Origin of the sequence: Idiomarina baltica OS145, assembly GCF_000152885.1 — a bacterium.
GTDB lineage: Bacteria > Pseudomonadota > Gammaproteobacteria > Enterobacterales > Alteromonadaceae > Idiomarina > Idiomarina baltica.
Genome location: NZ_CH672405.1, coordinates 90,804 through 103,284, shown reverse-complemented (window position 1 = coordinate 103,284; position 12,481 = coordinate 90,804). Strand labels below are relative to the sequence as shown.

The 12,481-nt window shown below is 46.8% G+C and carries 10 protein-coding genes; 3 read left to right on the top strand and 7 right to left on the bottom strand.

The window, feature by feature from the left end; translation table 11 throughout:
* Positions 1-4 precede the first annotated feature (4 nt).
* The 4 genes from OS145_RS06370 to OS145_RS06360 all read right to left on the bottom strand — a co-directional run bounded on the left by OS145_RS06370 (position 5) and on the right by OS145_RS06360 (position 4,817).
* Positions 5-1,858, bottom strand: a complete 1,854-nt coding sequence (locus OS145_RS06370; protein WP_006955433.1) for a DUF294 nucleotidyltransferase-like domain-containing protein — start codon at positions 1,856-1,858, stop codon at positions 5-7.
* A gap of 68 nt (positions 1,859-1,926) precedes the next feature.
* Complete coding sequence (locus OS145_RS06365) at positions 1,927-3,591, bottom strand: BCCT family transporter (protein WP_006955432.1); 1,665 nt, start codon at positions 3,589-3,591, stop codon at positions 1,927-1,929.
* 146 nt (positions 3,592-3,737) lie between these two features.
* On the bottom strand, positions 3,738-4,115 hold the full coding sequence (locus OS145_RS13295) for a YchJ family protein (RefSeq protein ID WP_116287543.1): 378 nt from the start codon (positions 4,113-4,115) through the stop codon (positions 3,738-3,740).
* Between the two features lie 57 nt (positions 4,116-4,172).
* The gene (locus OS145_RS06360) at positions 4,173-4,817 is read right to left on the bottom strand and encodes an outer membrane beta-barrel protein (RefSeq protein ID WP_006955430.1); all 645 of its coding nucleotides are present in this window, start codon (positions 4,815-4,817) and stop codon (positions 4,173-4,175) included.
* 214 nt (positions 4,818-5,031) lie between these two features.
* On the opposite strand from OS145_RS06360, the gene OS145_RS06355 reads away from it, so the two are divergent.
* Positions 5,032-5,406 carry a thiol-disulfide oxidoreductase DCC family protein gene (locus OS145_RS06355; protein ID WP_040487915.1) on the top strand — a complete coding sequence of 125 codons (375 nt, stop codon included), beginning with the start codon at positions 5,032-5,034 and terminating at the stop codon, positions 5,404-5,406.
* 7 nt (positions 5,407-5,413) lie between these two features.
* On the opposite strand, the gene OS145_RS06350 is transcribed toward OS145_RS06355, so the two are convergent.
* Positions 5,414-6,019 carry a methyltransferase family protein gene (locus OS145_RS06350; protein ID WP_006955428.1) on the bottom strand — a complete coding sequence of 202 codons (606 nt, stop codon included), beginning with the start codon at positions 6,017-6,019 and terminating at the stop codon, positions 5,414-5,416.
* Between the two features lie 171 nt (positions 6,020-6,190).
* Between OS145_RS06350 and OS145_RS06345 the strand changes: the two genes are divergently transcribed.
* Complete coding sequence (locus tag OS145_RS06345) at positions 6,191-7,402, top strand: M24 family metallopeptidase (protein ID WP_006955427.1); 1,212 nt, start codon at positions 6,191-6,193, stop codon at positions 7,400-7,402.
* Here the strand turns inward: OS145_RS06345 and OS145_RS13000 are convergent, their stop codons facing one another.
* A complete protein-coding gene (locus OS145_RS13000) occupies positions 7,403-9,031 on the bottom strand; it encodes a serine hydrolase domain-containing protein (protein WP_006955426.1) in 1,629 nt (542 codons plus the stop codon).
* A 214-nt stretch (positions 9,032-9,245) separates the two neighbouring features.
* Here OS145_RS13000 and katG point away from each other — a divergent pair, with 214 nt between their 5' ends.
* Entirely contained in the window at positions 9,246-11,420 is a 2,175-nt protein-coding gene (gene katG / locus OS145_RS06330) for a catalase/peroxidase HPI (RefSeq protein WP_006955425.1), read from the top strand.
* 62 nt (positions 11,421-11,482) lie between these two features.
* Here katG and OS145_RS06325 read toward each other — a convergent pair whose 3' ends face one another.
* The gene (locus tag OS145_RS06325) at positions 11,483-12,481 is read right to left on the bottom strand and encodes a LacI family DNA-binding transcriptional regulator (RefSeq protein ID WP_006955424.1); all 999 of its coding nucleotides are present in this window, start codon (positions 12,479-12,481) and stop codon (positions 11,483-11,485) included.

Below are 12,481 nucleotides of genomic sequence, written 5' to 3'. Positions count from 1 at the left end.
CGGCTTAGCCTCCTGCATAGCGATAGCGTAAGTATTTCTGTGCATTACTGAGGATCTGAAAAGCATCTTTTAGGTTTTTGCGTTCAAAATCCGATAGTTGCTCGGGCGCGACATTATTATCGGGCGTGTCGCCCTCCGTTAGGGCAATAGCCTGGTGTCGAATACGCACCATTGAGATTAACTCGAGGGCGTCACGTAAATCCGGTCCCCGACCTTTGGGCAGTATGTTTGCCTCCATGATATCCTCAAGGCGAGCAAACGAGTTGCGTTGCGTCGAGCCGACCGCGAGCGCATGTACGCGAATCAGATCAGCCACCGGTGCTGTGCCGCGTCGTTTCGTATTGATACTGTCGCGGTGCTTACCATCCTTTTCCATCACGAAATCTTTGAAAAAGCCCAGCGGTGGTGTTCGACTCAACGCATTACGCGCCATAGAGCCTAAGAAACGCTTATTATTTTTGGCTTTTACACGAATTAATTCATTCAGTTGTTTGGCAAAACTAAACTCACCCCATACGCCGTCTAAGTCAAAAAAGATAGAGGAGTGCAGTAAGCGTTCGGGAGAGGGGTTATCAATCCAGTCGGTGAAGTATTTCTTCCAAACGCGCAGCGGTTGTCGCCACTGGTTATTGGTTGCCATAATACCACCTGTGCAATACGTATAGCCGCATTCATGCAAACCGTCCGAGACAAACTTAGCCAAAGCTTTGAAATAGGCATCGTGTTCTTTAGGATTAAAGTCGTCGTGTAATACCAGTGCGTTATCTTGGTCGGTTACGATAGATTGTTCATCACGCGCCATTGAACCAAGTGCGAGAAAGCAGTAGGGAATGGGTGGTGGACCTAATTCGATTTCCGCTAACTCCAAAAGGCGTTGCTTGAAGCTACGACCGATGGTGGCCATCGCTGAGCCAATCATTCGTGAATTAGCGTCTTCGTTGACCAAACGCACAAAGCTTGCTTCTACACTTTCTTTTAACTGCGCCAACTCTTCAAACGTATTTTGTTTAAAGATACTACTGACTACGTAAAGACTTGATTTCGATTCGTGACGCACGACGTCAGATAAGGCAATAACACCAATCAAGCGCTGCTTTTTTAATACAGGTAAATGATGCAGGTTAGTCCTGAGCATGGTTAACATCGCTTCAAATATGCGTTGATTATGCTCAATATAAACTAAGTTCGAGGACATCACGTCACGTACGGGATCGCTGGGAGCACGTTCAACGGCAAGTACACGCTTGCGTAAATCTTTGTCGGTAATAATACCGAGTACGTCATCAGGGTTATCACCACAAATGAGTAATGACGAAACTTGCTCGTCAGTCATTTTTTGAGCGGCCTCTATAATACTGGCATCAGACTCGATAATAACAGGCTGCCGACTCAACAATGTTTCGACGGTTTCAATAAATAAATCGTTACGCTGCTCGCGTTCGCGCACGGCTAAATTAACGCGTTGGTGTTCTTCAACCTCAACCGCATCCGCAAAGGCGTCGTATTCGTCGTAAAGCCGATTAAATAGGGCACCGGGTACATAGTAAATCAGGCTGTCTTCTAACGCTTTTACAGGATAACGTACACGGCCTTTACGTAATAAGCCGGCTTCACCGAAAAAACCTCCGGCACTTAAGCGATTAAAAAGTTCGCCGTTGCGCTTATACGTTTCTATGGCGCCGCTACGAATCACATGGAGATCAGAAATAGGTTGGTTGTACTCAAGCACCTGATCACCCTTCTGAAAATAGCCGACCTCGATTTGTTGTGAGATCGTTTGTAATTCCGCTTCGGGCAGAATAGTGAAGGGTGCATATTGTTTAATGAAATTTAGTATTTCGACGTGTTCGGCTTCCATGACATCACCTCAGGTACAAAAAAGCGGCGCTTAGTGCGCCGCTTTTGTTTGAAGACAACAGCTGCGTGTTATCCGTTTTTACCGATTCGTGGTTCAGAACGCAAGCCCTGAATAACGGCGACGCAGGCCGCCAACAATACGATAGTAAATGGTAGACCCGCAGAAACAGCCATTGCTTGTAGTGCGACAAGTCCACCACCAAGTATCAAGGCGATTGCGACCAATCCCTCGAAGGTACACCAGAAAATACGCTGGGGTACAGGCGCTTCAACTTTACCACCCGCACTGATGGTGTCGATAACTAAAGAGCCTGAGTCAGACGAGGTGACGAAAAATACGATGACCAGTATGATTCCGATGAATGAAGTCACTGACGCCCATGGTAATCCTTCAAGCATAACAAATAGTTTCAACGAAAGATCCGCGTCAACCAAGTCTTGTGCTCCGTTAATCACCTGTTCGATAGCAATATTACCAAATACAGACATCCAGAATACACAAGCCAGTGAAGGTACCAACAATACCGATACTAAGAATTCACGCACAGTACGACCGCGAGATACACGTGCGATGAACATACCAACGAACGGTGACCATGCAATCCACCAAGCCCAGTAGAACGATGTCCAGCCTTGAGTGAAGTTTAAGTCTTCACGTCCTACAGGATTAGATAAGGCAGGTAGGTTAGCAATATAGTTGACTAAGTTTTCGCCGAAACCAGTGATAATTGCGAGCGTGGGGCCGACAATAATGACGAATAGAAGGAGTAGCGCCGCTAACGTCATATTGATCTGCGATAAACGCTGTACACCTGATTCTAAACCTGCCAGCACCGATGTGAGTGCGATGGCTGTGATACCCATAACGAGAAGAATTTCTGTCGTATCCCCTTTGGGTACATCAAACAGAAAGTTGAGTCCAGCGGCAGCTTGTGAGGCACCAAGCCCGAGCGAGGTCGCAAGCCCGAATAGCGTCGCTAAGATAGCGATGGTATCGATAATGTGACCTGGCCATCCCCAAACGCGCTCTTTCAAAATCGGGTAGAAAATTGAACGAACAGTCAGAGGCAAGCCTTTGTTAAATGAAAAGAGCGCTAGACCCAAAGCTAGGATTGCATAAATAGCCCATGGGTGAAGTGCCCAGTGGAAGATAGTCGCTGCCATGCCTAATTCGCGTGCAGCTGCTTCATTGCCGCCAGCAGCACCTAATGGCGCCCAGTCGGTACGCACTCCATTTTCCATGGAGATACCCCCGAGCGAAGACGAGAAGTGGGAAATCGGCTCAGACACACCATAAAACATAAGGCCGATACCCATACCTGCAGCAAACAGCATCGAGAACCAACCCATGTATGAGAAGTCTGGTTTGGCCTCTGTGCCGCCAATGCGAACGCGACCGAGTGGTGTAAAGATTAGGACCAGTGCAACCACGACAAAAATATTAGCCGCGCTTAAGAAGAACCAATCAAGATTTGATGTAAGCCAACCACGAATTCCACTAAATAATGGTTCAGCTTGTTCTTGGAAAATTAAAGCAAAGAGAACGAATGCAACAATTGCAAGGCCTGAAACAGCAAAAACCCGATTGTGGAAGTCTAATCCAAACGGGCCTAAATTCATCACGACGTTGTCTTGTCCAACTTTGTAATCGGTATTGATGGGGTTGACCTCCCCATCCGGGATCATCGGATCCTTCTCCGCCTTACTTTCATCTATATCCTTGTTTTCGCTCATGGACATCCCCTTTATTTGTTGTGATTAGTGAGTACATTCTGCAAATTTACACTTATTTTACCGAAGTTTAGAGTAAACAGTTCACCCACGCGAGTAAAAACCCTTGTTTTTATAGCAAATGACAGAGGGTTTGAGTGATGAGCTGGCTATTTTACTTCTCCTGTTGTGTAGAGCCAGCATTCAGATAGCTTAACAAACTGACTTTGTTCTTCCATCCATGTGAGTTCATCCTGCGTATAATAGAATGCGCGAAAGTGAACGTAACCTCGGTTATTTGAGTGACTGTGAGATACGATTTGTAAACGGATGAATTCAGGTAATCCCTCAAGTGATAGGTCTGGGGGACAGTAATCTCGGTGCCATGTCTTGCGTATATAGGGCAAGTCGCCAATTACGTACGCCGTATAACGCGATCGCATGAGTTGTTCGGGTGTTTGTGCGAGTGTTCGATCACTCAATAACAAATGGCAGCAGTGTTTAAAACTCTTTTCGCTACCGCAGGGACATTGATGGTTAAGATCCATAGGGCATACTTGCCTCACAAAATGCCAAGTATGCCACGTTCAGATGGACAACCCCACTTAAAACCAAAAACGTAGGTTGAGAAGATAGTTGTCTTGTCGATAATCGGTATCAGAGGCAGTGCGGCGTTGATAGCTGACGCCAAGTGCAGTGCGTGGGTTCATCATGTAAAACGCGCCCAATTCGGTCTGCCAATAGCGCACATCGCGTGTGAGGCGGCTATAGCTCGCAGAAGCAAATAGCGTTAGCTGAGTTTGAGTTTGGTGTTCAATACCAAGCTCAATGCCAGGACCCGTTTCTTGATCTTCTGTACGCGTGGTGCCGTCGTCAACTTCAACCGTAAGACGTTGTATGAATAACTCTGAAAACAACCGTGTGTCCGCTGATAAGAAATGTTGTGTGCCTAGTCGTATACTCATTTGGTCAGTGAGCATGTCAATGTCGTTATGGCTGACTTCGGAAAATTGACCTGAGACACCAACGTACCAATCATTTTGCCATTGCAGTTGAAGTTCAGCACGAGCGCCACCACCATCAAATGCATTTTGTGTAGAGCCGCCATCTAAGTCGGTTTCAGTACTTAAACCGCTAAATGTTAACTGGTTGAGGGATTGTGCGGGCATGGTAAATGCGCTTTGAGCAAAACTAGGAAAAGAAACTGATGCAATTAAGGCGAATGCTGAAATATTAAAAAAAACTTTCATAAAGACTCTCAGTTAAAGTGACTTTCGTTGACTAGATTAGTTCGAATTATCATGTTCGCTATCGGTAGAAAGCTACAAACGGTGTACGCGTTAACTGAGAAACGGCTCGACTCATTAATCGATAACTCGGAATAAATCGTATTTTAAAGGGAACAAATTGAAACCTAATTTGAGGTGTCTTGTGTCAAAAAGTAAACCGAAGACCAGTGGCAAGGTGCTCATTTTTTATGATGGCGGATGCCCTTTATGTGTGAAGGAAATGCGTCACTTAAAGCGTTTAGATACCAACAATAAACTGGCGTTTGAAAATATTAATGTGAAGGATTTCAGTGCGCGGTACCCCGACATCGATCCAGATGCCGCCAATCAATTTTTACATGGTATCAACGCCGATGGGAACGCAATATACGGTCTTGATGTCACTCACGCTGCTTGGCAGGCGGTTGGGAAGGGCGCTTATATCGCGCCCCTGCGATGGCCCGTGATCCGTTGGTTTGCTGACCGAGCTTATTTATTATTTGCCAAACATCGTAACCGTATATCACGCTGGGTTACCGGGCAAGCTCGCTGTGAACAGTGCAATTTATAACACTGAATTAGAGCCAACGCGGTGTCTTTTGCTTGTACTGGATATAGACGTCCCCATGGCTTTTTTCGAGCGCTATTTCTTCCTGACGAACTTGGAGACAAATCATGGTAACGCCCGTGATAAGGCAGACGAGTGTAAATAGTGAAGGGAAGGTTAAAAACAAACCGAGTTGACCGAGCAACACGCCCTTAAAGATAGGGTTGCGGGTTCGTTTAAATGGACCACTCACTAGCAGGGGGTGTTGCGAATCGTCATCAATGCCCGAACGCCACTCGGATTGCATGTAAGCGTGACTAAAACTTACTAAGAAAAACGAACAAAGCATCAGAATAACCCCAGAATAAACGGTTACGGGCTGATAAATCACCTCAATCACGCCAAGCTGGGTGTCAATATCCCACACTAAACGAGCAATACAAATGGCTAATATTGCCGAACGAAACATATTGAAGGTTTGTCTTATCCACCATGATGCGCTCAGAGCCTTGCCTACGTGCACTTGTGTTTGTTGTGTTCTTGCTTTTCGGCCAAGCGCAACACTACTGTAGTGAACGGCTATAATAGTAAAATAAATCGCAAGAAAATACTGACTCAGTATGTCAAAGTTGAACACACGATACCCCTATATTTTCGAATAAATATAGCATCTATTGTACTATTATTTTAAGTAATTGAAACCCTTCTGAGTGTGCATTCAAAAAGCAATGGTTTGCCTTTTGGTGTACGCCATGCGAGCCTTGCTGTTCAATATTTGAGTTTTCATTACTTAAGGCTGGAGTGCAGTATGACGCGTGGTATTGGTTATCAAACACAGAACGAAGCATTAAACCAATTGGTGAATAGGGCAAAGGGAGCTAAACCAATTGGTATTGACGAGTTTAATCAACGTATCGAGCGCGCTCAGACTCTCATGAAAGCGCAGGGAATCGATGCTATTTACCTTAATGCGGGTACGAATCTTGAGTACTTTACAGGGTTGCGTTGGTACCCGAGCGAACGGTTAGTGGGGGCAATTATCCCAGTTGAAGGTACACCGCGGCTTATTGCTCCGGCTTTCGAACTCGGTTCACTAAAGCAAGCGATGCAGGTCCCCCTTGAGCCATTACTGTGGGAGGAGCATGAATCGCCCATTGAGCTGATGGCAAGCACGTTAAAGGACACGTTCGGCGCTAAATTAAGGCTGGGCATTGACGAGTCAACGGCCTACAGTTTCGTCGCTCGACTGGAGGAATACGTCCCGGCACAGCAGTTATGTGATGCCAAAACGGTTATTGCTGAATGTCGAATGCACAAGTCAGAGGCCGAACTTGCACTCATTCAAACTGCCATGGATATGACGATTGCTGTTCATCGCGCGACAGCATCGATGCTGAAAGAGGGGATGAGTGCGACGGAAGTGCGGACATTCATTGATGAAGCACATCGTCGAGTTGGTGCTTCGGGCTCTTTTTTCTGTATCGTCCTATTTGGTCAAGCAACCAGCTATCCGCACGGCGTACAGCACGAACAGTACTTGAACGCTAACGACTGGGTGTTGATTGATACAGGTTGCAAGTTGCATGGTTATCACTCTGATATCACGCGTACGTACGCTTTTGGTGAAGCGACGTCTGAGCAACGTGAGTTTTGGCAATATGAGCGTCAATTGCAACAAGTCGCTTTTGACTCGGCGCATCTAGGCGAGCCATGCTCTAGCGTGGATGACGCAGTGCGGCAGGAGCTTGCTCGTTTATCCCTTAAACCGGATTATCAGCTACCGGGAGTGCCTCATAGAACAGGGCATGGTATCGGCATGGACTTACACGAATGGCCTTATCTAGTGGGCGGAGACGAAACACCCTTAGCGCCCGGTATGTGTTTTAGTAATGAACCCATGTTAATACAGCCAGAACAATTTGGTGTCCGGTTAGAAGATCATTTTTATATGACCGATGAGGGACCGAAATGGTTTACTGAGCCCTCTCGGTCGTTGGATGATCCGCTTAACCTAGAGTAATTAGTCCGCAGGTGCTAGCAGCAGCTGCTGACCTAACTGAGTAACTGGGCGTGCCTGGTTACTCAGTAGCACGACGCCGCGACGTCCATCTAATGTAAATCCAACATAACTGGTGAACCCCGCTGTTTGACCGTTGTGCCAAGCCCATTCTTGTTGGCCGTTGCGTTGAATTAACCAACCCAGTGCTTGTTGCGTTTGTTGGCTGAGTGATTCGCGTGGTGCTAACACGGTCGCGACGGTTTCGGTTTGTGAGTCGGGCGGTTGCATCATCAGCTTCAAATAAGCAACCATATCATCAACCGTGGATACCACGGCGCCAGCACCCGCCATCGCATCGAAATACCAGTGTGGTGCTGAACGACCATCAAACCGATGTCCTTGAGCAAGCGCGTGAATATGCGCTTTAACATGCTCCTCATTTTCCAGAGCAAGATAACTATGGTTCATGTTTAATGGTCTAAATACGGATTCAGTGAGCAGTGTATCGAGCGATTGATGATGAAAAGCAACCAATGTTTCGGCGAGCACGGAGTAGCCAAAGTTAGAATACTGATAACCTACGGGTGATGCTAAATCGGTGTTGCGAAGGGCGTCCGATAACTGATTGAGATGATAGTCTGCATACGGATTCAGATCGTCGTCGACGTCGAGGTTGGCAGGTAAACGCGGTAAGCCTGAAAAATGGGTAGCAAGCGAAACTAAACTGATTTCACTGACCGGTTTTGATAACTCGTCCCAAATGTTACCCAACTGCGCATCACTCGCTAATACTCCATTTGCCAAATCCTTAGCCAGTAAAAACGCCACCATGGTTTTTGTCACTGAACCAATCTCAAATTGAGCATTCGCAGGTACTTGGTGAGTAAATCGTTTTATTTGCCAGCGGTCATTACTATAAGTGATCACCGCGCCATCGACGTTGAACGCGGCAGGGTCTAACTGTTGTTGAGTCGAAGCGGTCTTCGTTTGCTCAAGACACAAGGTAAGAGGTAGTTTCCCGCCCTGGGAAAACTGTCCTCGATAGCAATCTGATGATTCATCCTTGGTCACGGTGCCTGTGTATGATGCGCCAATCAGGCTAGAGCTAAAAGTAAGTTGTTGGTCACCGATGTTAATTTGATTAATTGGAATGCCAAAGGACTCTTGGGCTGGGCTATCGAGGGTCGCTAAGTACCCATCGGCGACAACCGCAATGTTAAGTTGTAGGGGTAATGTTGTGCGACTATTTATCTCTAACGTGCCTTTGTAGGCCCCTTCAAAACGCAGCCGTTGTTTGTCTTGGTTGTTTAAACGCGTCAGTTTAATTGGCGTCGCTTGGCCTTGCTGCCATTCACCGCTCAATACTTGGTCATCAACTTGACCGACAAATTGAGCTTTGAGCTTGTCAACTTTAATGGTCAGCTGATTATTATTCACAGTGACTGAGGACGCTGGGAAATCGTACATGCCTTGATTGGGACTGTCGATAAAGACGCTAATCTCACCGTCTGTATCTTGATTGATATCAAACGCTAATACGATAGAAGCACCGCGCCCAACTTCAAGCTCACCGCGCCAAATACCAGCAAAATCGCTGGCTGATACGAGTGGGGTCACAAAAACAAGAAAATAAAGTAGAAATCGTTTCATAAGGCAGAGTGGGCTTGTAAAAGTAATCCGTATGTTATCATTTAGTTTGTTTAATAAATCAACAAAGATCAAGTATTCCTTAAACTCTAATCGAAAAAATCTTTTAAGGTGACCGTTTTAATAACCTTGGGCTATTTGCCCTCTGAGTGCTATAAATCTAATCAGTAGAAAGGTTCGTAGTTATCTCAATACAACGAAAAGAGGGAAGCGACATATGAGTTCAGGTAAATGTCCAGTCATGCACGGCAGTATGACAAACACAGGCAAAACGAACACCCACTGGTGGCCCAATTCACTTAAGCTCGAGATTTTACGTCAGCACGACACCAAAGCGAACCCGATGGATGCGGGCTTTAACTACGCAGAAGAGTTTAAAAAAATAAACTTGGAAGAGTTAAAGGAAGACGTAAAAAAATTGATGACCGACAGTAAGTCTTGGTGGCCAGCCGACTGGGGTCACTATGGCGGTTTTATGATTCGTATGGCGTGGCACTCAGCAGGTTCTTATCGTCTCGCTGATGGCCGCGGTGGTGGCGGTACAGGTAATCAACGTTTTGCACCGTTAAACAGCTGGCCTGACAACGTAAGTTTAGATAAAGCACGCCGTCTGTTGTGGCCGGTGAAAAAGAAATACGGCAACAAACTGTCTTGGGCTGACTTGTTTATTCTTGCTGGTACCATGGCCTATGAGTCAATGGGGCTCAAGGTGTTCGGTTTTGCCGGGGGACGCGAAGATATCTGGCATCCAGAAGAAGATATTTATTGGGGTAGTGAGAAAGAATGGTTGGATGCAACTAAGAACCGTTATGACTCCGATCAAGAGCGTGAGTCACTCGAGAATCCGTTAGCCGCCGTGCAAATGGGTCTTATCTATGTCAACCCAGAGGGTGTTGACGGTCAACCCGATCCGTTGCGTACTGCGAAAGACGTGCGTGAAACGTTCAAACGCATGGCTATGAATGATGAGGAAACGGTCGCTTTGACAGCCGGTGGTCACACGGTTGGTAAATGTCATGGTAACGGAAAAGAAGAGAATTTAGGCCCTGAACCTGAAGCAGCCGATGTGGAAGAGCAAGGCCTAGGCTGGCGCAACAGCGCTGGCAAGGGTATGGGACGTGACACAATGTCGAGCGGTATTGAAGGCGCTTGGACAACTCATCCTACTCAGTGGGATAACGGCTACTTCTACTTGTTATTCAACTATGATTGGGAACTTAAGAAAAGCCCGGCAGGCGCTTGGCAGTGGGAACCTATCGACATCAAAGAGGAAGACAAGCCCGTTGATGTAGAGGATCCTTCGATTCGTCACAACCCAATCATGACGGACGCCGACATGGCGATGATTAAAGATCCAGAGTATCGCAAGATTTCTGAGAAGTTTTACAATAATCCCGACTATTTTGCCGAAGTGTTTGCGCGTGCTTGGTTTAAATTGACGCACCGCGATTTAGGTCCAAAAGATCGGTATCTTGGAGCCGATGTGCCTGAAGAGGATTTGATCTGGCAAGATCCAATCCCGAAAGTGGACTACAGCCTGTCTGATAGCGAAGTGGCTGAGCTCAAGAAAAAGCTACTTGAAAGCGGTTTAACCGATTACGAGTTGATTTCTACGGCATGGGATAGTGCACGTACATTCCGTGGGTCAGACTATCGTGGCGGTGCTAATGGCGCCCGCATTCGTCTTGCTCCACAAAAGGATTGGCACGGTAATGAGCCCGAGAAATTACAACGTGTGTTGGCGACGTTAGAGCGTGTTCGAAGCGAACTCGACAAGCCTGTAAGTATTGCTGACTTGATTGTTTTAGGTGGCACGGCCGCAGTTGAGAAAGCTGTGCACAAAGCAGGATACGATTTCACTGTCCCGTTCACGCCAGGGCGCGGTGACGCGACCGACGAGTGGACCGACGCTGAGAGCTTTGAACCACTTGAGCCCTTACACGACGGGTACCGCAATTACTTGAAGAAGGACTACCAAGTTTCAGCAGAGGAGTTGATGCTCGACCGTACTCAACTGATGGGGTTAACGGCACCTGAGATGACAGTGCTCGTCGGTGGTCTACGCGTACTTGGCGCGAACTATGGTGAATCCAAACATGGCGTTTTCACTGACCGTGTGGGCACATTGACCAATGACTTCTTTGTCAACTTGACTGATATGGAAAATGTCTGGAAGAAAGCGGGTGATCATTATGAAGTCCGTGATCGAGCGACTGATACGGTCAAGTGGACAGCCAATCGTATTGATTTGGTATTTGGTTCAAACTCAATTTTGCGTGCTTATTCTGAGCTGTATGCGCAAGATGATAACCAAGAGAAGTTTGTAAAAGACTTCATCGAAGCTTGGGTTAAGGTAATGGATGCTGATCGGTTTGATGTTAAAGCAGCTTAGTCTGCTTTAACCGCTCAGGCGTAAAAAAGCTCGTGCGTGAAGCACGAGCTTTTTTTATGCGTTTAAATACTGTGAACTGAATCGCGTTCGATCACCCGAGGCTCAAACACGGTCTGGATATTATCGAGTTTTTGTTGATAAATGTGTTTGAGTACCCAGCGCGCCGCCATGACGCCCATGCCGCCAATGGGATAATCAATGGTGGTCAATTTAGGGTACATATAATGTGAAAAATTCACATTATCAAACCCGATAATTGATAAATCCTCGGGCAGTCGCAGGCCCTGTTCGCGTGCCGTTGTGACAGCGCCTGCCGCCATTTCGTCGTTCGCACAAACGATAGCGGTGATGTCAGCATCAGCATGTAGTAGTGCAGCAACGCCTTTAACGCCACCGAGTTCATGAAAGTCGCCTTCGTAAAATAAGCTACTTTTGGATTCGATACCGTACTCGGCGAGGGCGCGCAGGTGACCAAGATAGCGCTGCTCCGCATCGTTTTTCCACATAGGACCCGATATGTAACCAATTTTACGGTGCCCGTTGCGAAGCAAATGCTGAGTGGCGAGGTAACCGCCGTGCTGATTGTTCAAAGTGACACAGCGATCGGACATGCTTTCGACAAATCGGTTGAGAATTACAAATGGCGTGCCGCCCTCTTTAAGCTGGCGTAAGTAATCATCTGAGACCGCTTCAACGTGTAAAATAAGTGCGTCGCAGTTGCGACTTTTTAGAAAGGCAATACTTTCTTTTTCCAAACGTTCATCGCTGTGACCCGCAGCGATAATGACATGCTTTCCTGCACGTCTGAAAGCGGCCTCAATATCACTCAACAAAGTTCCAAAAAATGGACCGTTGAGTTCTGAAACCACAATACCAATGGAATTGGAGCGGCTCGAAGCCAAGGACTGAGCAATGGAGTTGGGGTGATAGCCTAGTTTATCCATGGCTTCAAGTACTTTGACTCGAGTTGCTTCACGCACCGGCGTATTATTATTAATCACGCGTGATACGGTTGCTAAAGAAACACCCGCCAGTTTAGATACTTCGTAAATGGTCGCCAT